Source organism: Finegoldia sp. BIOML-A4, from assembly GCF_009679635.1.
GTDB classification, from domain to species: domain Bacteria; phylum Bacillota; class Clostridia; order Tissierellales; family Peptoniphilaceae; genus Finegoldia; species Finegoldia magna.
On sequence record NZ_WKZC01000001.1, the window covers coordinates 189,902 to 214,620 of the forward strand.

The window sequence follows — 24,719 nt, forward strand, 5'->3', positions numbered from 1 at the left end:
TTTGCAATCGACTCTTTTCAAAGAAAGGTTAATCTATGAATAAAAAAACACTAAAAGATTTAAATGTTGAAAATAAAAGAGTATTAGTTAGAGTAGACTTTAATGTTCCAATTAAAGATGGTATTATTACAGATACGAATAGAATAGAAGCATCTATCGCAACGATAAAGTATTTAATAGATAATAATGCTAAAGTTATTTTAATGAGTCACTTAGGTAGGCCAAAAGGCGAACCAAAAACTGAATTCACATTAAAGCCGGTTGCAGAAAAGCTTTCTGAAATTATTGGTCAAGAAGTAAAATTTGTTGATAATGATAAAGTTGTGGATAATTCTGTTATTGAGCAAAGTGAACAATTACAACCTAAAGAAATTATGTTAATTCAAAACACAAGATATAGAAAAGAAGAAGAAAAGAACGATGAAGAATTTTCTAAAGAATTATCACAATTAGCTGATTTATATGTAAACGATGCTTTTGGAACCAGTCATAGAGCTCACGCATCAAACGTTGGAGTGTCTAAGTTCTTACCAAGTGCTGTAGGATTTTTAGTTCAAAAAGAAATAGAAATCATGGGAAAAGCTCTTGATGATCCGCAAAGACCTTTTACAGCAATATTAGGTGGTGCAAAAGTTTCTGATAAAATTGGAGTTATAGAAAACTTATTGGATAAAGTTGATACTATACTAATAGGTGGGGCTATGGCATTTACATTCATTAAGTCACAAGGGAAAAATGTCGGTAAATCCTTAATTGAAGAAGATAAATTAGATTTAGCAAAATCTCTATTGCAAAAAGCTCAAGAAAGAGGAGTTAAAATATTCTTGCCAGTGGATTTCGTGGCAGCTAAAGAAATGACTGAAGAATCTGATTCAAAAATAATTGGTATAGATGAATTTACAGACGATATTGCTGGATTTGATATTGGCACGAAAACAATAAAGATTTTTGACGAAGAAATACAAAAATCCAAGACTATTGTATGGAATGGGCCAATGGGTGTATTTGAAATTAAACAATTTAGTAAAGGTACTTTTGAAGTTGCAAATTCTTTAGTAAAATCTGATGCTACAACTATTGTTGGTGGCGGCGATAGTGCTTCAGCAATTGCAAAATCCGGAAATAAAGACAAGGTAACACATGTTTCAACAGGTGGTGGAGCTTCTTTGGAATTTCTAGAAGGCAAAGTGTTACCTGGTATTGATTGTATTGATGAGAGATAGTAATATGAGAAAACCATTAATTGCAGGAAACTGGAAAATGAATATGACAGATGGAGAAACTAAGCATTTCTTAAATGATTTAAAGAATCTGAGAGTTTCTGATAATGTCGAAGCTTGCATTATATCTCCATTCACATCACTAAAAACTCTTACAGAAGCCTTAAAACATACAAATATTTCTACTGGAGCACAAAATATGTATTTCGAAGATAGCGGTGCTTTTACAGGAGAAATTTCTCCAAATATGCTTAAAGATTTGGGAGTGGACTATGTTATAATTGGTCATTCTGAAAGAAGAACACTATTCAAAGAAGATGATGAACTATTAAATAAAAAAATAATATCAGCTTTAAATCACAAACTTAAACCAATACTTTGCTGCGGAGAAAACTTAGAACAAAGAGAATCTAACAATCACGAAAAAATTGTAGAATCACAAATTAGATCAGACTTAAAGGGAATAAGCGAAGAAGAGTTAAAATCTAAACTTGTAATCGCTTATGAACCAATATGGGCTATTGGAACCGGTAAAACAGCTTCAAGTGACGATGCACAATCAATGTGTAAATTTATTAGAAATTTATTAACAGAAATGTATAGTAAAGATTTAGCTGATTCAGTTCGAATACAATACGGTGGAAGTGTAAAACCTGAAAATGTAACTGATATTATGTCGAAAGAAGACATTGATGGAGCTTTAGTAGGGGGTGCGAGTTTAGAAGCAGGAAGTTTTTCTAAACTAATTAATTATGGAAAATAAAAAAGACAAATTAATTCTTATAATCTTAGATGGTTGGGGATTAGGCAAAGACTATCCAGGAAATGTTATTAAATTAGCTGATACTCCAACTTTTGACAGACTAATGAGTGAATATCCAAATTCACAATTGATTGCTTCAGGAAATGAAGTAGGTCTTCCGGCGGGTCAAATGGGAAATTCTGAAGTAGGACACATGAATATTGGTTCTGGTAGAATAATTTATCAAGATTTAAGTAAAATTACTAATGACATAGAATCTGGAAAATTTTATACAAATGAAGTTTTAAAAAATATTATCTTAAAAACTAAAGAAAAAAATAAAAAACTTCATCTACTAGGATTAGTTTCTTTTGGTGGAGTTCATTCTCATTATGACCACCTTGTAGCAATTCTTAAAATGTGCAAAAAATTAGATTTTCATGATGTAGTAATACATTGTTTTACAGATGGTAGAGATGTGTCACCAACATCTGCAATAACAGACTTAAAACAATTACAAGACGATATAAAAGAAATTGGTGTAGGTAAGATTGCATCTGTTTGTGGTCGTTATTATGCAATGGATAGAGACAAGAGATGGGACAGAGTAGAAAAAGCATATAATTGCATTACTAATGGAGTAGGAAATAAAAATAATGACCCAGTCGAATATTTACAAGATAGTTATGATAAAAATATCACTGATGAATTTATTGAACCATGTGCAATAGTCGATGAAAATGATAACATAACAAAAGTCGAAAATGAAGATTCTTTTATATTCTTTAATTTTAGACCAGATAGAGCAAGACAACTTACAAGAGCTTTTGTAGACGATGATTTTGATGGTTTTAAAAGAACAAAATACAAAGATATTTTGTTTGTAACAATGACAGAATATGATAAAACTATCCAAAATGTCCAAATAGCTTATCCAAAACAAAGATATAATAATGTATTAGGACAAATTATTTCTGAAAATGGATTAAAGCAATTAAGAATTGCAGAAACAGAAAAATATGCCCATGTAACATTTTTCTTTAATGGTGGTATAGAAAAAGAATTCAAAAATGAGGATAGGATACTAGTTCCATCCCCAAAAGTATCAACTTATGATCTTAAGCCAGAGATGAGTGCTGTAGAAGTTAAAAATCATGTAGTTGATGTCATTAATAAAGATATATACGACTTAATCATTTTAAACTTTGCAAATTCGGATATGGTTGGTCATACCGGTGTAATTTCAGCAGACAAAATAGCCGTTGAAACTGTTGATAAATGTCTAGACGAAATATTACAATCTATAGATAAAAATGGAAAGTATCACGCTTTGATAACTGCTGATCATGGGAATAGTGAATATTTGATTGATGAAATGACAGGAGGGCCATTCACGGCACATACAACTAATCCCGTGCCTTTTATAGAATATCCTGACAAAGATATCAAATTGAATAATGGTATCTTAGCTGATATAGCACCAACAATTTTAGAATTGATGAAAATAGATAAGCCTTCAGAAATGACAGGTAAATCTTTAATTAAAAAAGGAGAATAAATAATGAGCTCAATAATTGACATTTATGCAAGAGAAGTTTTAGATTCTAGGGGAAATCCTACAGTTGAAGTTGAAGTTTATACTGAAGCGGGAGCAATGGGATCAGCGATAGTTCCTTCAGGTGCTTCTACTGGAGTACACGAAGCAGTAGAATTAAGAGACAATGATGAAAAAAGATTTCTAGGAAAAGGAGTAGAAACTGCTGTTGATAATGTAAACTTAGAGATAGCAGATGAATTAGTAGGTTGGGATGTGTTTGATCAAGTTGGAATAGATAATTATCTAATAGAATTAGATGGTACTGAAAATAAATCTAGACTTGGTGCAAATGCTATTTTAGGTGTTTCTTTAGCTGTTGCAAAAGCTGCTGCAGATGAAAATGGACAAAGATTATTTGAATATATTGGAGGCGTAAACGGTAAGACTTTACCTGTACCAATGATGAACATTCTAAATGGTGGACAACACGCTGATAATAATGTGGACATTCAAGAATTTATGATTATGCCTGTAGGTGGAGAAAACTTCAAAGAATCTTTAAGAATGGGTACTGAGGTATTTCATAATTTAAAAAATGTATTAAAGTCTAGAAAATTAAATACTGCTGTAGGAGATGAAGGTGGTTTTGCACCAAATCTAGAATCTAATGAGGAAGCATTACAAACTATAGTTGAAGCTATTAAAAAAGCTGGGTATGAGCCAGGAAAAGATGTAATGATTGCTATAGATGCTGCAGCTAGTGAATTTTATGAAGATGGTAAGTACAATATGGCAGGAGACAATGCAGTTAGATCAAGTGATGAAATGATTGAATATTATAAAAACTTAGTTGAAAAATATCCTATTATTTCTATTGAAGACGGATTAGCTGAAGATGATTGGGATGGTTGGAAAAAACTAACTAAAGAATTAGGTTCAAAAATTCAATTAGTTGGCGATGATTTATTTGTAACAAATGTTAAGAGATTACAAAAAGGTATAGAAATGGGTATATGTAACTCCATTCTAATCAAATTAAATCAAATAGGAACTTTAACTGAAACTCTTGATTCCATAGAACTAGCTAAAAGACATGGATACACTGCCGTAATATCTCATAGATCGGGAGAAACAGAAGATACTACTATAGCCGATGTTGCTGTCGCTACAAATGCTGGACAAATTAAAACTGGCTCAACATCAAGAACTGATAGAATCTGTAAATATAATCAATTATTAAGAATTGAAGATATGCTAGAATCTACTGCAGTATATGATGGAATAAAAACTTTTTATAATTTAAGCAAATAATTAAAAATACAAGGAATCACAGCGATTATTAGCTGTGATTCCTATTAATTAGGTGAAAAATGTTAATCACTACGGTAATTTTAATACAGATAATTTTAACAACAATTTTATACATATATTTCAATCCGATATTTCTAGCAGTTGATGTAGTGGTTACAGGATTGCTTCTATTTAAAGATAAGAAGAAACTTATTGTCTCACTGTTAGTATTATTTCTGACTATTTTTCATTTAAACATTATTAATGATAATTATAAAAATATTAAAGATAATGAATTTGTAGATATTAACGCTGTAGTAATCAATAAAAACAGATCCAATAAAAAGTATATTGTAAAGGTAACTAATCACTATAATATAAAATTTTTATTAACAACAAAAAAAGATTTGAATATAGGAGATATTGTCAATATAAGATCAAAAGTTAACAAAGCATATACGAATGGTAATCCATTTATGTTCAACTATAAATTTTATTTATTAAAGAGCAATATATATGGAGATATATACTGTAGGACTGATCCTGATATAATAGGAAAGTCTAATTCACTTTTTTTAAGTATTAGAAGCAAAATTTTAAACCACATAGTTTTTAAATTAGATTCAAATTTTAATGATATTGAATCATCTGTTTTAAAGTCAGTATTTACATGGTTTAATTTTTTGAGTGAAGATTACACTAATAATGTTAAGACATTAGGAATAAGTCATATATTTGCAATAAGTGGGCTACATATTATTATTCTATACACGATTTTTAATAAATTATTTGGTATTTTTAAGATTAACAGAAAAATTATTTCTTGGTTATCTTTGTTTTTAATCGCAATATATGGATATGCAGTAGGACTACCTTCATCAATATTAAGAGCGTTTATTATGTTAGTTATAGTGGAATTATCTAATCAAATGCAGATAGACTGGTATAATTTAAATAATTTAATTATTGCAGCTATCTTAATTTTGCTTATGAATCCATATAATCTACTTGATGTTGGATTTATTTTTTCTTTTTTAGCAACATTTACTATTTTATATTTATATCCAAAATTCAAAAAACAAAATAGCAAACTACGTAATTATTTGATGCTTTCTACTTTAGTTTATATAATATTATTACCAATACAACTGAGGTTTTTTAATGAATTTACATTTGGTTTTATCATTGGAAATACCATTATTTTACCTATTTTTACACTTATCATACAATTGTCGGCTATTGTACTTTTGATACCTAATAGCTTTAATTATGTATTTGTTCAAATTATAAAATTTTGTTTAAAGATTATAAATTATATCTTCATTACAATTAATTCATTTAATATACAAATTCATAGTTTTATGAGCTTTTCTCTATTGATGATTTTTGTTTATTATATAATAATATTTGCAATTTATAACAAACACTACATTAAAACTTTAAACGATTTTAATAAACAAACTTTAAAAAATATGTTTTTTATAAGCGTAATTATGCCGGTAATTTTAAATATTTTTAATCCTATTACGCATATAAACTTTGTAGATATTGGTCAAGGTGATTGCTTACTTGTAAGACAATATTTTAAAAGTTTTATGATAGATACAGGAGGTTCATACAAATCAGAAGATAAATCTGGAACTTACCTTGTAGAATATCTTCACAAAATAGGTTTAAATAATCTTGATTATGTATTCTTGACACATTTTGATGAAGATCATAGTAAGAATCTAATTTATATAAATAAATCTTATAATCCAATAGTTTTATCTAGGAACAATGGAGAAAAAATATTAAAAATCAAGTATAATCAAAATAACCATTACGTAAATCTACAAAATAATCAATTACTAAAAATTGGAAATGTTTACATCAAAGTCATTGATAAACCCATAAGTGATGAAGAGAACGATAAATCTATAGTTTACAAAGTATATGTTAATGATATTTCATTACTAATTACAGGAGACATTTCTGGAGAATATGAAAGAAATATTTTAAATGAAGATATAACATCTGATGTGTTGAAAATTTCTCATCACGGAAGTAAAAACAGTTCAGATTTAAATTTCTTAAAAAAGGTTAATCCCAAATTATCTATTATTTCTGTAGGTCTAAGAAATGATTATGGACACCCACATCATCAAACACTAGATAATTTAAATAAACTAAATATTCCAATAAAAAGAACTGATAAAGATGGAAACATTGAGATTGTCTCAAGCAAGATATTTAATACTATAAGATCTAATAGAGATAAATATTCGATTTTTAATATTTTAGTGAAAGAGCAAAATTCAATTATTACAACAATTTTCGTATTATATTACTTTAAGAATAGAGGAGCAAAAGATGGATTTTTCATTGGCGAAACAAAAATTATATAATAATTTGTTATCTAATCTAATTTTAATACACGGAGAAGAAAAATTTTATATAGAAAAATATCTCTCATTAATAAAAGAGCACTACAATGCTCAAAGTTTTGATGAGTACGAATTATCAGATTTCGAAAAAATATATAGTTCTTCTGAAACTATTCCTATGTTTAGTGATAAAAGACTCATTTTAATCGATGATGTAGATTTAACTAAAACAGGAATTTCAAAAAACAAGGAAAGTATTGATAAATTATTACCTTATATAAAAGATATTCCAGAGTATACTTTGATTATCATGACATCATACGGTAATGTATTTAAGTCTAAATTTTTAAAAGAAATAACAAAATATGGCTCAGATATTGAATTCAATAAGTTAAACAGAAATCAATTAAAAGCCTATATAATAAATTACCTAAAAGGGAAGAAGATTAATAATAATATCGTTAATGTTTTCATTGAATATTCACTTTATCTTATAAAAAATTCTGAAAAGACATTAATTGATGTTAATAATGAATTAGATAAGTTTAGAAACTTAGAGAAAGATGAAATAACAGAACATGATTTGAATTCTCTTATAAATCAGTATGATAAAAATATTTTTGATCTAACAGATTCAATAGCATCAAAAGATTTATCTAAGACGATATATTACTTAAATTTACTTATAAATGACACATCAGACACTTTTAAAACACTTCATATGGTTATTAGATTATTTAGAAATTTATTATATATAAAAGAACTTCTACGTTTGAAAGTTTCGCAAACTGAAATCACAAAGAGAGTAAAAATATCATCATACGAATTAAATAAAGTTCAAACTTTTGTGAAAAATTGGAGGTATGACCAGTTAAGATTTGCGATTCATAAAATGTATGAAATAGAAACTACCTTAAAAACAAATACGTTAAATTCTAAGTACTATATAGAAAATAGTATTTGCGAAATTTTAGCAAAAAAATAAAGGTTGAATTTACTTCAACCTTTAAATAATGTAATGGATCCTTTACATTATTTCTATGCTAATTTGTTTAATTCTTTAGCCATTCTGCTAATTTTTTTAGCTGCACTGTTTTTAGAAATTGTGTTCTTACTTGCAGCTTGGTCAATCTTTTTAGTTGCTAAATTAAATAATTTAGTAGCGTCTTCTTTATCGTTTTTTTCAACAGCTGCTTCAAATTTCTTTATGAAAGTTTTGATAGCTGATTTTTTAGATTTATTTCTAGCTGTTTCAAGTTTAGTTACATCAATTCTTTTAATTGCTGATTTAATATTTGCCATAATATCCCTCCTTTATTTTTGAACAGTGTTATTATTATACACTATAGAATTAATTATTTCAAGTAATCTAGAACATTAATTGTAAATTATGTTATAATAGGTTGGTAAAGAATGGTGATAGTATGAAGAAATTTTTAAATAATAAGTTTTCAAATTTGCTATTTGCAATATTTATAGCTTTAGTAGTATGTTTCGTAATAAAAACTTTTATTTTACAAACACAAATAGTAAAATCATCAAATATGAGTCCCACTTTAACTTCTGGAGATTTTGTTCTCATTAACAAATTAAACAAAATTACTGGATATATTAAAAAAACTGATATAGTTCAGTATTATGATCAGAAGGATTCAGAATCTAATATTGCAAGAGTTATTGCAATGCCTAAGGATTCAGTGGAAATTATAAATGATGATATTTTTGTTAATGGAAAAAGAATATATGAACCTTATATTCTACTACAACAGTCCAAAAAATTAAACAACAATAAATGGGTTTTAAGTAAAGATGAATATTTTGTTATAAATGATAATAGAGAACTAGATGATTATAATGACAGCAGGTATATCGGACCCATTAATAAAGATTCAATAATCGGTGTTGTTTTCTTTAGATTATATCCTGTTGATAAGATTGGTTCGATTTAGGAGATTTAAATGAAACACGATAAAAAATACATAAGAAATTTTTCAATAATAGCGCATATAGATCATGGCAAATCAACTTTAGCTGATAGATTGATTGAAGAGACAGGTATGCTTACTCATAGAGAAATGAGTGAACAGGTTTTGGATTCTATGGATTTAGAACGCGAAAGAGGAATAACAATCAAATTAAAGGCTATTAAATTATCATATAAGGCTAAAGATGGTAATGTATATAACCTAAATTTAATAGATACACCTGGCCATGTTGATTTTACTTATGAAGTAAGTAGATCATTAAAAGCGTGTGAAGGTGCAGTATTAATCGTCGATGCAACACAAGGTGTAGAAGCGCAAACATTAGGAAATGTATACTTGGCCATCGACCAAAATTTAGAAATTTTACCTGTAATAAATAAAATTGATTTGCCAAGTGCCGACATTGATTTTGCCAAAAAAGAAATAGAAGATATTATTGGATTAGATGCTGAAAATGTTCCTGCAGTATCGGCGAAAGAAGGAATAAATATAGTAGATGTTTTAGAAGACATAGTAAACAATGTTCCTGCACCAATTGGAGATGAAAATAAGCCTTTAAAGGCATTGATATTTGATTCATATTACGATTTTTACAAAGGTGTTGTCGTTTATGTAAGAGTTTTTGATGGTTGTATAAAGCCAGGATCAGAAATTTTAATGATGTCTACTAACAAATCATTTGAAGTTACTGAATGCGGTTACACATCTTCCGGAATGATAAGCACAGATGAAATTAGTGCTGGAGATGTAGGATATGTTGTCTGCAGTATAAAAAATGTAAAAGATGCTAGAGTAGGTGACACTATAACAGATAAAAACAATCCTGTGGATAAACCTCTGGAAGGATATAAGCAAGTTACACCAATGGTTTATTGTGGTATTTATCCTGCTGAAGGTGAAGATTTCAATTCTGTAAGAGATGCACTAGAAAAACTTCAAGTTAATGACGCAGCTTTAACATTTGAAAATGAAACATCAATCGCACTAGGTTTTGGATTGAGATGTGGATTTTTAGGGTTGTTACACATGGAAATTATTCAAGAAAGATTAGATAGAGAGTTTGACTTAGATATCATTGCTACTGCTCCAAGTGTAATATATAAAGTTCATAAAAAAGATGGAACTGAAGTAGAAATACAAAATCCTACAAATTTCCCAAAGGAAACTGAAATTGATTATGTTGAAGAGCCTGTTGTTAATGCAGAAATCATGACTCCTACAGATTATGTCGGAGTAATTATGGAACTTTGTCAAGGAAAAAGAGGAACTTTCATTGACATGACTTACCTTGATGAAAAAAGAGTAACAATAAAATACAAATTACCATTAAATGAAGTAATTTATGATTTCTATGATGCTTTAAAATCAAAAACAAGAGGTTACGCATCTTTGGATTATGAATTAATTGGTTATGAAAAATCTGATTTAATTAAACTTGAAATAATGATTAATTCAGAAAAAGTTGACGCGTTAACATTAATTGTTCACGAAGATTTAGCTTATGAAAGAGCAAGAAAAATAGTAACGAAACTTAAAGATGAAATACCAAGACATCAATTTGTAATTCCTGTACAAGCTGCAATAGGAAATAAAATTATCGCAAGAGAAACTATAAAAGCATACAGAAAAGATGTACTTGCTAAGTGTTACGGTGGAGATATAACTAGAAAGCGTAAACTATTAGAAAAACAAAAAGAAGGTAAAAAGCGAATGAGATCTGTAGGTAGCGTAGATGTTCCTCAAGAAGCTTTCTTATCAGTCTTAAAATATGATGAAGGAAATTAAATTTGTTAAGCCAAGCGAAAGTTTGGCTTATTTTTATAGGAGGAGTTATGAAAGGAATCTATATTCACATACCTTTTTGTGCTTATAAGTGTAATTATTGTGATTTTTCAACAATGACGAAACAATATCAAAGAGTTGATGAATACTTTGATTTATTACAAAAAGAAATAAGTATGTACAAAAATCCTAATGACAGAATAGATACCATTTATATAGGAGGAGGAACACCGAATCTTGTGGATTCTAAATATATTGAAAAAACGTATAACTTAATAGATAACTGTTTTAACTTACAATTAGAGGAATTTACTATTGAATGCAATCCAGAGTTCGTCACAAAAGAAAAAATAGAAAACTATAAAAAAGTTGGTATAGATAGAATATCATTGGGAGTTCAATCATTTAATGATCAGTACAACAAATTTTTAGGAAGAGGGCACAAAGTATCAGATGTTTTAAAGTCATTTGAAATAATTAGAAATTACATTGATAATATTTCAATTGATTTAATATTTGGATTTCCAAATCAACCCTTAGAGTCTCTAGATAATGATCTTTATTATATTAGAAAACTTAATCCAAACCATGTATCGTGGTATAACATGATATTAGAACCTGGAACAAAATTTTACAAAAACTATAAAGACATAAATAGAAATGATGATATAGAATACGAAATGTATATGAAGATTTGTAATGGATTAGAAAATTACAAACATTACGAAATTTCTAATTTTGCAAAAGATAATTTTGAATCCATTCACAACAAGATTTATTGGAAAGACGAGCAGTATTACGGATTTGGTTTATCTTCATCTGGATATTTAAATCAACTGAGATATACAAATGAGTTTTTCTACCCCGATTACAAAAACAAAATAATAAAAAATGAAAAGCCTATTAGTTTTTCTGAGATAATTGATTTAGAAAAAAGAGAATTTGAATTCATAATAACCAATATGAGATTAAAAGATGGATTAGATTTAAAAGAATACTTTGAAAAATTTGGCATAAATTTATATACGAATAACAAAAAATTAATCGAAAACTGGATCAATAAAGGATTGTTAACTTTAAACAACAACAATATAAGCTTTACAAATCAAGGCTTTTTCGTGTCAAATAGTTTTTTCGTAGATATTTTAGTATAACACTTGACACAGTATAAATCGTAGTGTATAATTTTATTATCACTCAAGGTAATAGGTTGCTAACAAAAAGAGGTGAGGTCTTGAATGAAAATTTAACACAAAGAAAATTTAATATCTTACTCGCGACTATAGACAATTATATAAAGACTGCTCAGCCAATTGGATCTCGAGTTTTATCTAAGAATTATAATATAGGATTCAGTCCAGCTACTATCAGAAATGAGATGAGCGATTTAGGAGATTTGGGATATTTAGTACAATCTCATATTTCATCAGGAAGAATTCCATCCCAAAAAGCTTTCAGATTGTATGTGGATTATATTCTAGACAAACTTTATAAAACTGATGATTCTAGTTCTTCATTAATGTCTATAAGAAAACCCTATGAAAGAATTGTTGAACCTGAGAAATTGATTAAATCTTCTTCTCAGTTTATTTCTGAAATAACTCAGTATCCGGTTATTTCTATGTTAAAAAAATCAGATAGGATGCATTTATCACACATAGAGTTACTTCCTATAAGCGATTATAATTATGTTTTATTAACGTTATATGATTCTGGTGACTTAAATCATACTGTGATTTCATCAGAGCAAGCCATAGAATCAAATGAATTAATTAAGATTAATTTTCTATTGAAGAAACTTTTTTTAGGGAAAAATTTAAATGAAGTTTATGATAATTTAGATGAATTTTCTTCAAAATACAAATATAATAATCTTTTTAAAGGTGCAATTACCGATATTATTGAAAATGAAAAAGATAAGTTATCTTCAATGTATGTATCCGTTGAAGGCTTATCAAATATTTTCAAATATAGTGAATACAGCGACTTAGACAAAGTCAAAAGCATAATAGAATACCTTGAAGATAAAGACAAAATAGTGAACATTCTGAATTCTTCAGATAATTTCTTGGACATTAAAGTGGGAGAGGAAAATAAAGAACAATCACTTGTTGAAAACACAATCATCAAGAGTTCTTATTTCTTCAACAAGAATAACATCGGTGTTATAGCTATTGTTGCTCCCATGAGAATGAATTATGAACTTTCAATAGAAGCTATGTTTAAATTATCTAGAAGAATTAATGGATTAATTATTAGGGGGGATTATTATGAAAGATAACGAAGAAAATTTGAAGCAAAATCAATCTTCAGAAGATGTAAAAAATGGAGAAAAAGACTTAGAAAAAGAAAAAATAAATAAAAATGAAGCTGAAAATGAGTCAGTAAAAGGAGAAGTCGAAAGCGACAAAGATGAAGTTGTAAATTCTGAAATAGAAGATTTAAAAGATTCTTTAAAAAGATTACAAGCTGATTTTATCAACTATAAGAATAGAACAAATAGAGAAAGACAACAGTCTATTGAATTAGCCAATGAGTCTTTGATTTTGAAAATTCTACCTATAATAGATGACTTAGATAGAGCTATCAGTAGTAAAGAAGAAAAAGATGAGTTCTCTAATGGAGTTGAGCTAATTAGAGATAACCTACTTTTATCTTTAAAAGATTTTGGATTGGAAGAAGTAGATTGTTCAGATAAATTTGATCCAAACTATCATCATGCTGTTATTACTGAAGATAGTGATAAGGATTCAGATATGATCTTAGAAGTATTCCAAAAAGGTTACATTTTGAATAACAAATGTATTAGACCTGCAATGGTCAAAGTTAGTAAATAAGAATTTTAAATATAGATAAAAATCTAAAAGGAGGATTTTATAATGAGTAAAGTAATAGGTATTGATTTAGGTACAACAAATTCAGCAGTAGCAGTTATGGAAGGTGGAGAATCTGTTATAGTTCCTAACTCAGAAGGTAATAGAACTACTCCATCAATCGTAGCATTTACTAAAGATGGTGAAAGATTAGTTGGTGAAACAGCAAAAAGACAAGCAATTACAAATCCAGACAGAACAATCACATCAATTAAAAGAGAAATGGGTACTGAATACAAAGTAAACATTGATGGTAAAGATTATTCTCCAGAAGAAATTTCAGCAATGATTTTGCAAAAATTAAAAGCTGACACTGAAAGTTATTTAGGAGAAGAAGTTACAGAAGCAGTAATTACTGTTCCAGCTTACTTTACAGACTCTCAAAGACAAGCAACTAAAAACGCTGGTAAGATTGCTGGTTTAAACGTAAAAAGAATAATCAACGAACCAACAGCGGCTGCATTGGCTTATGGTATTGATAAAGAAACTGATCAACACAAAGTTATGGTTTATGACTTAGGTGGTGGAACATTCGACGTTTCAATCCTAGAAGTTGGAGATGGCGTATTCGAAGTATTAGCTACACGTGGTAACAACAGACTAGGTGGAGATGATTTTGATGAAAAATTATTAAACTATCTTGCAGATGAATTCATGAAACAAAATGGTGTAGATTTAAGAAAAGATGCTACTTCTAAACAAAGACTTAAAGATGCAGCAGAAAACGCTAAGAAAGAACTATCTACAAGAGTTTCTACTAATGTTAACTTACCATTTATTTCTGCAGTAAATGGAACTCCAGTTCATTTAAATATGGATATTACAAGATCAAAATTTGATGAATTAACATCTGACTTGGTTGAAGAATCTTTAAAACCAGTAAGACAAGCACTAGAAGATGCTGGATTAAGTCACAACAATATTGAAAAAGTATTATTAGTTGGTGGTTCTACAAGAATTCCAGCTGTTCAAGAAGCTGTTAAAAAATTAATAGGAAAAAATCCACAAAAAGATATTAACCCAGATGAATGTGTTGCTATTGGTGCAGCATTACAAGGTGGAGTATTAACTGGTGAAGTAAAAGATTTATTGTTACTTGATGTTACACCTTTATCATTGGGTATCGAAACTTTAGGTGGAGTATGTACAAAATTAATCGAAAGAAACACTACAATTCCAACTAAAAAATCTCAAGTATTTACAACAGCAGCTGACGGTCAAACATCCGTGGAAATCAAAGTGCTACAAGGCGAAAGAGAAATGGCAGCTGACAATACTTTGTTAGGACAATTCAACTTAACTGAAATTCCAGCAGCCCCAAGAGGAGTACCTCAAATTGAAGTAACATTTGATATTGATGCGAATGGTATTGTAAACGTAAGTGCTAAAGATTTAGGATCTGGAAAACAACAAGCTATGACAATTACTTCTTCAACTAAAATGAGCGATGAAGAAATCAAGAGAAAAGTTGACGAAGCAAGTAAGTATGCTGAAGAAGATAAAAACAAAAAAGAAACTATTGAAACAAAGAATAACGCTGAATCTGTAATTTACCAAGTTGAAAAGACAATCAAAGACTTAGGCGACAAAGTTTCAGAATCCGAAAAATCTGATATCAATTCAAAGGTAGAAGCTTTAAAATCAATCCTAGACTCAGGAGATAACAACGATATTAAAGCTAAGACAGATGAATTAACTCAAGAAATGTACAAATTAAGTTCTAAACTATATGAAAACACAGCTCAACAACCAGGAGCTTCACAAGAATCTAAAAAAGATGATGATGTTGTAGATGCTGATTATGAAGTTGTTGATGACGACGAAAATAAATAATAACTAAAAAATCTTAAAAAGGGGTAAAATTCTTACCCCTTGATTTTTTTGTATGTTTTAGTAAAATAGAAAAGTCAGTAGATTAGGATGGTGAATAATGAAAAATTTGTACGAAATACTTGAGGTTAATGAAAACGCAACTCAAGAAGAAATAAAAAAATCATATAGAAAATTAGCGAAAAAATATCATCCAGATATAAACAGTGGTGATCCTGAAGCTGAAAATAAATTTAAAGAAATTAACGGAGCATATGAGGTTTTAGGTGATAAAGAAAAAAGAAAAAAATACGATATGTACGGAGATAGAATATTTGATCAAGGATCAGGTGGAGGATTTTCAGATATCGGTGATATATTTGGTGATTTTTTCGGTGATATATTTGGTGGTTTTAGTTCTAGATCATATTCTAGAAATCCAAATGCCCCTAGAAAAGGCTCTAATATTCAAGTTGAACTGGAAATAGATTTTGAAGATTCAATTAACGGTACCAAAAAAGAAATTTCTTATAAGAAAAAGGTAAAATGTCATGTTTGTAATGGCGATGGAGCAAAGCCAGGAACAAAAAAGAGAAAATGCGATAAATGTAATGGTACTGGGATCATAAACGATACTAAAAGAACACCTTTTGGAATTTTTACACAACAATCTGAATGTGATAAATGTCATGGAGAAGGCTATGTAATCGATGAAAAATGTGAAAATTGTAAAGGTAAAGGATACGAAGTTCAAAGAAAAACAATAAACATTACTATACCTAAAGGAATAAACAATGGAGCTATCATGAGTGTAAAGGGAGAAGGTAATGATGGCGAAAATAATGGTAGTCCAGGCGACTTATATGTTATCATAAAGATTAGAGAACATGAATTTTTCAGAAGAATTAATAATGATATTGTTTTTGATATGCCTATCACATATGCTCAGGCTGTACTTGGTTCAAAAATTGAAGTTCCAACTTTAGATGGCATAGAAGAATTTGAACTTCCAGAAGGAACTCAACCAAATACAACATTTAAACTTAAATCAAAGGGAGTTCCATATTTAAATTCTAATACAAGAGGAGACATATTATTTACTGTTAAGATCATTGTTCCTAAAAAAATAAATAAAGATCAAAAAGAAAAATTGATTGAATTTTCAGAAAGTATGAATCAAGAATTAAATGTAAATGAAAAGAAATCAATATTTGATAAAATAAAGGATATGTTTGAATAATGGAAAAATGGCTAAGCTTTGATATTAAATGTCCAAAAGGATATGACGAAATCATAAGTTCTATACTATACGATTTAGGAATAGAAAATTTACAAATAGATGATTATCAAGATGTTTTAGATTTTAAGAAAGATCAACCTTACTGGGTGGTAATAGACGACGAAGATTTTACACCACATGATAATGTCATCATTAAAGCTTTTTACGAAGATGATAAAGTAAATTATGAAGAAATTGAAGCAAAAATTAATGAATTCTCTATCAATAACAAGATAGATGTTCAAATTAGTAAGAACAAAGAAATTGAAAATATGGATTGGGCCAATGAATGGAAAAAGTATTACGAACCATTTTATATCGGCAATATTCTTATAAAACCTAGCTGGATTGAAATAGATGAAACAGATCACACCGTGTTAGAAATTAATCCTGGAATGGCATTTGGTACAGGACTCCACGAAACAACAAACTTATGTATTGAACAACTTCAACAGCTGCAGCTTGATAATAAGAGTGTTTTAGACATTGGTTGTGGATCAGGAATACTCTCTGTAGCTTCTTCAAAATTAGGTGCTAAAGAAGTTTTTGCTACAGATATTGACCCATTAGCTGTAGAAGCAACATTAGATAATGCAGAACTGAATAAAATATCTAATATCAAAGCTGTAGAAGGCTCTCTATTAGATAAAGTTGACAAAAAATACGATGTAGTAATAGCTAATATTTTATTGAACGTATTAGACATTTTAATTCCAGATTTAACAAAAGCATTAGAAAAAGATGGCATTTTCATTTGCTCAGGATTGATCAATTCTCAAAGAGATAACATTGTAAATATTTTAGAAAAAAACAACCTTGAAATTGTAGAAATATCTGAAAAAGGTGAGTGGATTAGCGTAATAAGTAGGTTCAAAAATGTATAGAACTTTTCGAAATCCCAAAGATAAGATAGATGATAAAATTATAATAAAAGATGAAGATTATAATCATATCAAAAATTCTTTAAGACTTTCTAAAGGTGATTTGATTCATCAAGTAATTGGAGATACAACTTTTGTAACTGAAATTGAAGATATTACTCCCGATGAAATAATTTGTAAAATAATAGATGAAGATAACGTTCAATATGAATCTCCTTTGAACATTACTTTATATCAATGTATCCTTAAATCAGATAAAAATGAGTATATCATTCAAAAAGCCACTGAATTAGGTGTAAATAGAATTGTATTTGTAGAAACTGAAAGAACTGTTGTCAAATTGGATGAAAAAAAGTGGATTAAAAAACAGAATAGATTTGAAAAAATCGCACTAGAATCATCGAAACAGTCAAAGAGAACATCTATCCCTGAAATAGAAGGACTACTTAATATCCATGAAATATCAAACCAAGATAATAGTTTAAATTTGGTATTCTATGAAAATGAAACAGAAAGCATTCAATCTTTGTTGACTAATTCAAATTATAAAGATATAAATATTTTCATTGGCCCAGAAGGCGGATTATCTGAAGAAAATTTAAATTTTTTAAAGTCAAAAGGATTTAAATCAGTTTCATTGGGAAACAGAATTTTACGCGCAGATACAGCTCCAATTTGTGCTTTGAGTATTATTCAATATGAATTAGGAGATATAAAATAATGAAAAAAGTAAAATTTTCAACATTAGGTTGCAAAGTTAATCAATACGAAACAGAAGCAATGGCTGAATTATTTGTGAAAAATGGTTATGAGATTACAGAAGATTATAATTGCGATGTTTTTGTGCTTAATACATGTACCGTTACAAATTTGTCCGATAGAAAAAGTCGACAACAAATATCTAAGATTAGATCTGAAAACAGTGATGCAATAATTGCTGTTGTAGGTTGTTACTCTCAAGTTAGTCCTGATGAAATAGAAAACATTGAAGGTGTAAATGTAATTCTCGGAACAAAATACCGAAAAGAAATCGTAGAACTATGTGAACTAGCAAAATCATCTAATAAAATTATAAACAAGGTCGAAAATATAGGTAAGAATAGAGAATTTGAAGAATTAACTATAAATACAGAGCATTCTATGACAAGAGCTTATATTAAAATACAAGAAGGTTGTAGTCAATTTTGTTCGTACTGTATAATTCCTTACGCGAGAGGACCTATACGTTCTAGAAATATTAGAGATATTGTTTTAGAAGCAAAAAGATTAGCAGATAATGGTTTCAAAGAAATTGTACTGACAGGCATCCACGTAGCGTCATACGGAAAAGACTTAGAAAATGATGATATTGGTTTAATTGATGTAATAGAAGATATCGGACAAATTGATAAAATAAAGAGAATAAGATTGAGTTCATTAGAGCCAAGAATTGTCGACAAGCAATTTTTAGATAGATTAAGTAAAGTGGAACAATTTTGTGATCATTTTCATTTATCTTTGCAAAGCGGTTCTGATTCAATACTTCAATCTATGAATAGAAAATACGATACTAATTTGTATGAAAAAACTATCAATTTAATAAGAAAATATTACCCAAATGCTGCAATTACTACAGATATAATAGTTGGTTTTCCTGGAGAAACTGATGAAGACTTTGAAAAAACATTAGACTTTGTTGATAAGATTCAATTTTCAAAAATACATGTGTTTAAATATTCAAATAGAAAAGGCACTGTAGCAAGTAAAATGAAAAATCAAGTATCCGGAGTTGTAAAAAAAGAGAGAAGTAAACTACTAATAGAAAAATCAAAATACTATACAGACAAATTTTTAGATAATATGTTAAATGAGCCAATAAAAGTATTGTTTGAATCAAAAAATGATGATGGATATATTAAAGGATATACAACAAATTATATAAGAGTAAAAAGAGAATATAATCCAAATCTTTCTAATAAAATAATAGACGTCGTATGCAATAGAAGAGAAAATGAAGAACTTGTGTGTGAATAATTGAAAAGTTAAATATTTTTTGGTATAATAACACCGGAGGCGAGTCATGGACTGTGTATTTTGTAAAATAGTTAATGGAGAAATACCTTCTAAAAAAATATATGAAGATGATTTGGTATACGCTTTTCACGACATCAATCCTGTTACTCCAGTACATTTTTTAGTTATACCTAAAGAACACATTTCTGGTGCTAATGATATTGATGAATCAAATTCACAAATTGTTGCTCATATATTTGAAGTAATTGCAAAACTAGCAAAAGAGTTCGATATTGATAAGTCTGGCTATAGAATAGTAAATAACTGTGGAGAAGATGGTGGACAAACAGTACATCACATGCATTTTCACGTGTTAGGTAAGAAAAAACTTAGCTGGCCATAAAAATATTGTTATTTTATTAGAATTGTGTTATACTATTTTGGTATAAATTCTGCTCTTTTGTGAGCATTCTTGCAATAAAGAGGGGAGGGAAACCATGTCAGAAATTAAAGTAGGAGAAAACGAATCATTAGATAATGCTATAAAAAGATTTAAAAGACAATGTGCTAGATCTGGAGTTTTATCTGAATATAGAAAAAGAGAACATTATGAAAAGCCTAGCGTAAAGAAAAAGAAAAAATCTGAAGCAGCTAAAAGAAAAAAAAGAAATTTCTAATGAAATTGATATTTAATGAAAGATTCCTTATAGGAATCTTTTTTTATTGCTTTATTTAGTGTATAATTGTGTTATAAAGATTATTTAGGAGGTGTTATCGTTTTCTATGGATATATTTTCTAATCATATTTTAAGTATGATTTTTTTAGCAGTAACATTTATTTGTATCACACTGCTTATGTTATCAAATAAGAAGATTAAATACGGTGTTCTAACTGCTGTTTTTTCTGTTCTATTTATTTTGTCTTATTATAATCACGGTGATATCAACATAGTGGGTATATTAGTATTTTTAATAGGGCTCTTATTCGTAGGATTAGAACTAATAGTTCCAGGTGGTTTTATTGCTGGAATTGTGGGTGTCTTATCAATAATTGTAGGAATAAGCATGATTATTAATAATCTGTACCTAGCATTTTTGACAGTAGTTATTGCCATAACAATTGATGTTTTGTTTATATTAGTATTTTTAAGTAAAGATTTTGACTCAAGTAAATTCAATAAATTTGTTTTAAATGAAACTAATTCAAAATCATTTACTCAGTCATCAAAAAAATACTTGAACAAAAAAGGAATTACTATAACACCTTTGAGGCCGAGCGGCAAAATCGAAATAGATGGCGATTATATTGACGCTATTACTAGGGGAGATTTTATTCCGAAAGGGTGCGAAGTTGTTGTTAGTGAAATAAAAGATTTTAAAATTATAGTAAGGAGAGTGTAAAATGCCATTTGAAATTCCATTTTTATTACCTATATTAATAGTTATATTGCTATTAGTATTCTTTTCGTTAGTTCCTGTAGGTTTATGGGTTACTGCTCAGTTTTCAGGAGTCCACGTTAAAATCTCACAATTAATTGGTATGAGATTACGTAGAGTTATTCCTAAAAACATTATAAATCCACTTATAAAAGCAACAAAAGCAGGATTAAATCTAACTACTAATCAACTTGAAGCGCATTATCTAGCAGGTGGTAATGTAAATACTTTAGTAAATGCATTAATCGCTGCACAAAGAGCAGATATTGAGTTAGAATTTGAAAGAGCAGCAGCTATTGATTTAGCTGGTAGAAATGTATTAGAAGCAGTACAAGTTTCTGTTAACCCAAAAGTAATTGAAACTCCAAACATTGCAGCAGTTGCAATGAACGGTATTGAAGTTATTGTTAAGGCCAAAGTTACTGTTAGAGCAAACATTGAAAGATTAATTGGTGGTGCAGGAGAAGAAACTATAATAGCTAGAGTTGGTGAAGGTATTGTAACTACTGTAGGTTCATCAGAATCTCATACATCTGTTCTTGAAAATCCAGATTCAATCTCAAAAACTGTATTGAACAAAGGATTGGATTCAGGAACTGCATTTGAAATACTTTCTATTGATATAGCAGATGTCGATGTAGGAAGAAATATTGGAGCGAAACTACAAACAGATCAAGCAGAGGCGGACAAACGAATTGCTCAAGCAAAAGCAGAAGAAAGAAGAGCTATGGCTGTTGCAAAAGAACAAGAAATGATAGCAGAAGTTCGTTCAATGAGAGCAAAAGTAGTTGAAAGTGAATCAAAGGTTCCACTAGCTATAGCTAAAGCTTTAGAATCTGGTAATTTGGGAGTCTTGGATTATTATAATATGAAAAATATTATAAGTGATACTGAGATGAGACAGGCTATTTCTGGAAATAGCGAAAAAATTAAAGAGGATGATAAGTAATGTTTTCTTTTCTATCTCTTGTAATTACGATAATAGTTGTAAAGTTTTTCGCTAATTATTTTATTCACATGAGTAGTTCTAGACGTTACCAAAAAAACTTTAACCGTAAGGATTATCGCAAGAAAAAGACATTAGAAGATTTAAGAAAAGATAAATCAAATACCAAATTATCTTATAATAAATCAAACAATTCTCAATACAATCAAAATAATATCAATAATTTTGAGCAAACAAATAATAGAAAAGAAAATCAAAAATTAATTGATAAAGATTTTTTCGAAGAAAAAAACGACGAATTAGAATTGATTAGAGTTGAGATTAATGATGAATTTAAACATAAAGATGAATTAAAAAAAGCTATCATTATGAAAGAAATAATTGATAAGCCTTTGTCTTTAAGAAATAGAAGATAGTTTGATTATTATGATTAATTATGATACAATTAGTTTAGAATAAATTGTGGCTAAGAGTGGGGAATCCCACTCTTATTTATTTAAATAATTTACGAAAAGGAGATATATGAATAAGAAATATCTTAGGGAACTTATGAATAATGATCTCAGCCCTTTAATTGAAGATACTGGAATCGACTTTTATGATGTAGAATATTCAAATCAAAATGGAAAAAATATTTTGACTTTTTACATTGAAAAGGATGAAGGTCTAATATCAATTGATGATTGTGAGTTAATAAATAATAGAATAACTGACAAATTAGACGAAATAGATCCTATTTCAGATCCCTATTATTTAGAAATTGCATCAGTAGATATAACTACACCATTTACTAGAGATAAAGATTTCAAAAAAAATTTAGGGAATGTTGTAATAGTAAATTTATATCAAAAATTAGATAGTAAGAAAGAGTTCAAAGGTATTTTAAAAGATTTCAATGATCAAGAAATATCTTTGGAATTAGAAAAAAATCAAATTAAAATTGAAAGGAGTAATATATCATCGATTAAGCTTTCGTTATTCGATTGATAGTAATATATGAACAATGATTTTATAAAAGCTCTTGATGAATTAGAAAAATCAAAAAAAATACCAAGAGAAGTTGTTTTCGATGCTTTAGAAAAAGCATTGATTAAAAGCTATGAGAAAAATTTTGATTATCAAGACCATGAAAACGAAGAAAGTTCTGTAGAAGTTAACATAAATAGAGACAACGGTAAGGTGAATTTATATGCAATCAAAACTGTTGTTGAAAATGTTGAAGACAAAAATACTGAAATAAGTTTAGAAGAAGCTAAGACTATTAAACGTAAATACGATTTAGGTGATAAAGTGAAAATTGAAATAACACCTAAAAACTTCGGAAGAATAGCTGCTCAAACTGCTAGAAATATTGTTATTCAAAAACTAAAAGATGCAGAACGTGATAATATTTATAACGAATTTATTGACAGAGAAAAAGAAATAATCACTGGAACAGTTCAACGTGTTGAACGTGGAATTGTCTATATAGATTTGGGTAGAGTAGAAGGTATAATACCAGTTTCAGAACAAATAAAATCTGAAGAATATACTCCTAACAAAAGATTAAAACTTTTTATTAAAGAGGTCAAGAACACTACAAAAGGAGCTCAAATAATATTATCAAGGACAGATAATTCTCTAATAAAAAGATTATTTGAATTAGAAGTTCCGGAAATAAATGATGGAACTGTTGAGATTTTTAGCGTTGCAAGGGAACCTGGCTCAAGAACTAAGATCGCGGTATTCAGTAATGATGAAAATGTTGATCCAGTTGGCTCATGTGTAGGTTTCAGTGGAACCAGAGTTAAGTCTATTGTGGATGAGTTGAATGGCGAAAAACTTGATATTGTTATTTGGTCAAAAGATATTAATACTTTCATATCTAATAGTTTAAGTCCATCTGAAGTTATAGCTACATTCATTGACGAAGCTCAAAAAATATGCCGTGTAATTGTTTCAGAAGATCAATTATCTTTAGCTATAGGAAAAGAAGGACAAAACGCTAGACTTGCAGCTAAGTTAACGAACTGGAAAATAGACATCAAAGGACTCAACCAATACTTAGAATCTTATGGTGATGGTAGCTTGTCTGTTGAATTCGATGGAGAAGTAGATTTTCTAGAATCTAATGGTATTGAAGTTAGAGATGAAGATAAAGAAAAAGTTTTTGATAAAATTAAATATCATGAATCAGATGATATAGAAGAAATTGAAGAAATTGAAGATATTGAGGATACTGAAGAAGATAATTCTTTAGAATCCGAAAACACTGAAATTGCAGAAGATTCTGAAAATTAAATGTATTTAAGTTTTGGAGTATTAAATGAAAACTAAAAAAATTCCTTTAAGAAAATGTGTTGTTTGTGGTGAAAATAAACCAAAGCAAGAACTAATGAGAGTTGTTTTTAATAAAGAAGACGGAGTTTCTGTAGATTTGACAAATAAGAAAAATGGCAGAGGGGCTTATTTATGCAAGGATTTAAAATGTATAAACAAGGCAAAGAAAAACAGAAGACTAAATCAGGTTTTAAAAACAGATGTAGACGCACTTATATATGAGGAGTTAATTAACCATGTAGAAGATTAATCAAAAGGAGG

At 28.7% G+C, this 24,719-nt stretch carries 25 protein-coding genes; 24 read left to right on the plus strand and 1 reads right to left on the minus strand.

Going from position 1 to position 24,719, the window contains the following annotated elements; all coding sequences use genetic code 11:
* Positions 1-35: 35 nt before the first annotated feature.
* The 6 genes from GKG01_RS00805 to holA are packed head-to-tail and all read left to right on the plus strand — an operon-like array spanning position 36 to position 8,140.
* Complete coding sequence (locus tag GKG01_RS00805; protein WP_154271107.1) at positions 36-1,223, plus strand: phosphoglycerate kinase; 1,188 nt, start codon at positions 36-38, stop codon at positions 1,221-1,223.
* A 4-nt stretch (positions 1,224-1,227) separates the two neighbouring features.
* On the plus strand, positions 1,228-1,983 hold the full coding sequence (gene tpiA / locus GKG01_RS00810) for a triose-phosphate isomerase (protein ID WP_154271108.1): 756 nt from the start codon (positions 1,228-1,230) through the stop codon (positions 1,981-1,983).
* Positions 1,973-3,520, plus strand: a complete 1,548-nt coding sequence (gpmI, locus tag GKG01_RS00815; protein WP_154271109.1) for a 2,3-bisphosphoglycerate-independent phosphoglycerate mutase — start codon at positions 1,973-1,975, stop codon at positions 3,518-3,520. The genes tpiA and gpmI overlap by 11 nt, the downstream gene beginning before the upstream one ends.
* Before the next feature lie 3 nt (positions 3,521-3,523).
* The gene (gene eno, locus GKG01_RS00820; protein WP_154271110.1) at positions 3,524-4,810 is read left to right on the plus strand and encodes a phosphopyruvate hydratase; all 1,287 of its coding nucleotides are present in this window, start codon (positions 3,524-3,526) and stop codon (positions 4,808-4,810) included.
* Between the two features lie 59 nt (positions 4,811-4,869).
* The gene (locus tag GKG01_RS00825; RefSeq protein ID WP_154271111.1) at positions 4,870-7,176 is read left to right on the plus strand and encodes a DNA internalization-related competence protein ComEC/Rec2; all 2,307 of its coding nucleotides are present in this window, start codon (positions 4,870-4,872) and stop codon (positions 7,174-7,176) included.
* Positions 7,142-8,140, plus strand: a complete 999-nt coding sequence (holA, locus tag GKG01_RS00830) for a DNA polymerase III subunit delta (protein ID WP_154271112.1) — start codon at positions 7,142-7,144, stop codon at positions 8,138-8,140. The genes GKG01_RS00825 and holA overlap by 35 nt, the downstream gene beginning before the upstream one ends.
* Before the next feature lie 53 nt (positions 8,141-8,193).
* On the opposite strand, the gene rpsT is transcribed toward holA, so the two are convergent.
* Positions 8,194-8,457, minus strand: a complete 264-nt coding sequence (rpsT, locus tag GKG01_RS00835; RefSeq protein WP_002836452.1) for a 30S ribosomal protein S20 — start codon at positions 8,455-8,457, stop codon at positions 8,194-8,196.
* Between the two features lie 122 nt (positions 8,458-8,579).
* Between rpsT and lepB the strand changes: the two genes are divergently transcribed.
* The 18 genes from lepB (at position 8,580) to GKG01_RS00925 (ending at position 24,708) form a co-directional block, all read left to right on the plus strand.
* On the plus strand, positions 8,580-9,104 hold the full coding sequence (gene lepB, locus GKG01_RS00840; RefSeq protein WP_154271113.1) for a signal peptidase I: 525 nt from the start codon (positions 8,580-8,582) through the stop codon (positions 9,102-9,104).
* Between the two features lie 9 nt (positions 9,105-9,113).
* On the plus strand, positions 9,114-10,925 hold the full coding sequence (lepA, locus tag GKG01_RS00845; protein WP_154271114.1) for a translation elongation factor 4: 1,812 nt from the start codon (positions 9,114-9,116) through the stop codon (positions 10,923-10,925).
* A gap of 47 nt (positions 10,926-10,972) precedes the next feature.
* Positions 10,973-12,076, plus strand: a complete 1,104-nt coding sequence (hemW, locus tag GKG01_RS00850) for a radical SAM family heme chaperone HemW (protein WP_154271115.1) — start codon at positions 10,973-10,975, stop codon at positions 12,074-12,076.
* Between the two features lie 80 nt (positions 12,077-12,156).
* Positions 12,157-13,203: a heat-inducible transcriptional repressor HrcA gene (gene hrcA, locus GKG01_RS00855; protein WP_094207144.1), complete on the plus strand. Its 1,047-nt coding sequence runs from the start codon at positions 12,157-12,159 to the stop codon at positions 13,201-13,203.
* A complete protein-coding gene (locus GKG01_RS00860) occupies positions 13,193-13,759 on the plus strand; it encodes a nucleotide exchange factor GrpE (protein ID WP_094207143.1) in 567 nt (188 codons plus the stop codon). Before hrcA ends, GKG01_RS00860 begins: the two co-directional genes overlap by 11 nt.
* A gap of 42 nt (positions 13,760-13,801) precedes the next feature.
* Entirely contained in the window at positions 13,802-15,628 is a 1,827-nt protein-coding gene (gene dnaK / locus GKG01_RS00865) for a molecular chaperone DnaK (RefSeq protein WP_094207142.1), read from the plus strand.
* 97 nt (positions 15,629-15,725) lie between these two features.
* Entirely contained in the window at positions 15,726-16,844 is a 1,119-nt protein-coding gene (gene dnaJ, locus GKG01_RS00870) for a molecular chaperone DnaJ (protein WP_094207141.1), read from the plus strand.
* Positions 16,844-17,767 (plus strand): 50S ribosomal protein L11 methyltransferase, encoded by a 924-nt coding sequence (prmA, locus tag GKG01_RS00875; protein ID WP_094207140.1) that lies wholly within the window; start codon positions 16,844-16,846, stop codon positions 17,765-17,767. Before dnaJ ends, prmA begins: the two co-directional genes overlap by 1 nt.
* The gene (locus GKG01_RS00880) at positions 17,760-18,485 is read left to right on the plus strand and encodes an RsmE family RNA methyltransferase (protein ID WP_094207139.1); all 726 of its coding nucleotides are present in this window, start codon (positions 17,760-17,762) and stop codon (positions 18,483-18,485) included. Before prmA ends, GKG01_RS00880 begins: the two co-directional genes overlap by 8 nt.
* Complete coding sequence (gene mtaB / locus GKG01_RS00885) at positions 18,485-19,777, plus strand: tRNA (N(6)-L-threonylcarbamoyladenosine(37)-C(2))-methylthiotransferase MtaB (protein ID WP_094207138.1); 1,293 nt, start codon at positions 18,485-18,487, stop codon at positions 19,775-19,777. Before GKG01_RS00880 ends, mtaB begins: the two co-directional genes overlap by 1 nt.
* 46 nt (positions 19,778-19,823) lie before the next feature.
* Positions 19,824-20,159: a histidine triad nucleotide-binding protein gene (locus GKG01_RS00890; RefSeq protein ID WP_094203655.1), complete on the plus strand. Its 336-nt coding sequence runs from the start codon at positions 19,824-19,826 to the stop codon at positions 20,157-20,159.
* A 94-nt stretch (positions 20,160-20,253) separates the two neighbouring features.
* The gene (gene rpsU / locus GKG01_RS00895) at positions 20,254-20,433 is read left to right on the plus strand and encodes a 30S ribosomal protein S21 (protein WP_002836438.1); all 180 of its coding nucleotides are present in this window, start codon (positions 20,254-20,256) and stop codon (positions 20,431-20,433) included.
* Positions 20,434-20,539: 106 nt separating this feature from the next.
* Positions 20,540-21,157 carry an NfeD family protein gene (locus GKG01_RS00900; protein ID WP_094207137.1) on the plus strand — a complete coding sequence of 206 codons (618 nt, stop codon included), beginning with the start codon at positions 20,540-20,542 and terminating at the stop codon, positions 21,155-21,157.
* Position 21,158: 1 nt separating this feature from the next.
* Complete coding sequence (gene floA, locus GKG01_RS00905; protein ID WP_094207136.1) at positions 21,159-22,142, plus strand: flotillin-like protein FloA; 984 nt, start codon at positions 21,159-21,161, stop codon at positions 22,140-22,142.
* Positions 22,142-22,555 (plus strand): hypothetical protein, encoded by a 414-nt coding sequence (locus GKG01_RS00910; protein ID WP_094205684.1) that lies wholly within the window; start codon positions 22,142-22,144, stop codon positions 22,553-22,555. Before floA ends, GKG01_RS00910 begins: the two co-directional genes overlap by 1 nt.
* A gap of 106 nt (positions 22,556-22,661) precedes the next feature.
* Positions 22,662-23,126: a ribosome maturation factor RimP gene (gene rimP, locus GKG01_RS00915; RefSeq protein ID WP_002836434.1), complete on the plus strand. Its 465-nt coding sequence runs from the start codon at positions 22,662-22,664 to the stop codon at positions 23,124-23,126.
* Between the two features lie 9 nt (positions 23,127-23,135).
* Positions 23,136-24,419: a transcription termination factor NusA gene (nusA, locus tag GKG01_RS00920; RefSeq protein WP_094205683.1), complete on the plus strand. Its 1,284-nt coding sequence runs from the start codon at positions 23,136-23,138 to the stop codon at positions 24,417-24,419.
* Between the two features lie 25 nt (positions 24,420-24,444).
* On the plus strand, positions 24,445-24,708 hold the full coding sequence (locus tag GKG01_RS00925; RefSeq protein ID WP_094205682.1) for a YlxR family protein: 264 nt from the start codon (positions 24,445-24,447) through the stop codon (positions 24,706-24,708).
* Positions 24,709-24,719: the final 11 nt, after the last annotated feature.

Coding starts and splice junctions, on each gene's coding strand:
- GKG01_RS00805 (WP_154271107.1), top strand. CDS start 36: ATGAATAAAAAAACACTAAAAGATTTAAATGTTGAAAATAAAAGAGTA.
- tpiA (WP_154271108.1), top strand. CDS start 1,228: ATGAGAAAACCATTAATTGCAGGAAACTGGAAAATGAATATGACAGAT.
- gpmI (WP_154271109.1), top strand. CDS start 1,973: ATGGAAAATAAAAAAGACAAATTAATTCTTATAATCTTAGATGGTTGG.
- eno (WP_154271110.1), top strand. CDS start 3,524: ATGAGCTCAATAATTGACATTTATGCAAGAGAAGTTTTAGATTCTAGG.
- GKG01_RS00825 (WP_154271111.1), top strand. CDS start 4,870: ATGTTAATCACTACGGTAATTTTAATACAGATAATTTTAACAACAATT.
- holA (WP_154271112.1), top strand. CDS start 7,142: ATGGATTTTTCATTGGCGAAACAAAAATTATATAATAATTTGTTATCT.
- rpsT (WP_002836452.1), bottom strand. CDS start 8,457: ATGGCAAATATTAAATCAGCAATTAAAAGAATTGATGTAACTAAACTT.
- lepB (WP_154271113.1), top strand. CDS start 8,580: ATGAAGAAATTTTTAAATAATAAGTTTTCAAATTTGCTATTTGCAATA.
- lepA (WP_154271114.1), top strand. CDS start 9,114: ATGAAACACGATAAAAAATACATAAGAAATTTTTCAATAATAGCGCAT.
- hemW (WP_154271115.1), top strand. CDS start 10,973: ATGAAAGGAATCTATATTCACATACCTTTTTGTGCTTATAAGTGTAAT.
- GKG01_RS00860 (WP_094207143.1), top strand. CDS start 13,193: ATGAAAGATAACGAAGAAAATTTGAAGCAAAATCAATCTTCAGAAGAT.
- dnaK (WP_094207142.1), top strand. CDS start 13,802: ATGAGTAAAGTAATAGGTATTGATTTAGGTACAACAAATTCAGCAGTA.
- dnaJ (WP_094207141.1), top strand. CDS start 15,726: ATGAAAAATTTGTACGAAATACTTGAGGTTAATGAAAACGCAACTCAA.
- prmA (WP_094207140.1), top strand. CDS start 16,844: ATGGAAAAATGGCTAAGCTTTGATATTAAATGTCCAAAAGGATATGAC.
- GKG01_RS00880 (WP_094207139.1), top strand. CDS start 17,760: ATGTATAGAACTTTTCGAAATCCCAAAGATAAGATAGATGATAAAATT.
- mtaB (WP_094207138.1), top strand. CDS start 18,485: ATGAAAAAAGTAAAATTTTCAACATTAGGTTGCAAAGTTAATCAATAC.
- GKG01_RS00890 (WP_094203655.1), top strand. CDS start 19,824: ATGGACTGTGTATTTTGTAAAATAGTTAATGGAGAAATACCTTCTAAA.
- rpsU (WP_002836438.1), top strand. CDS start 20,254: ATGTCAGAAATTAAAGTAGGAGAAAACGAATCATTAGATAATGCTATA.
- GKG01_RS00900 (WP_094207137.1), top strand. CDS start 20,540: ATGGATATATTTTCTAATCATATTTTAAGTATGATTTTTTTAGCAGTA.
- floA (WP_094207136.1), top strand. CDS start 21,159: ATGCCATTTGAAATTCCATTTTTATTACCTATATTAATAGTTATATTG.
- GKG01_RS00910 (WP_094205684.1), top strand. CDS start 22,142: ATGTTTTCTTTTCTATCTCTTGTAATTACGATAATAGTTGTAAAGTTT.
- rimP (WP_002836434.1), top strand. CDS start 22,662: ATGAATAAGAAATATCTTAGGGAACTTATGAATAATGATCTCAGCCCT.
- nusA (WP_094205683.1), top strand. CDS start 23,136: ATGAACAATGATTTTATAAAAGCTCTTGATGAATTAGAAAAATCAAAA.
- GKG01_RS00925 (WP_094205682.1), top strand. CDS start 24,445: ATGAAAACTAAAAAAATTCCTTTAAGAAAATGTGTTGTTTGTGGTGAA.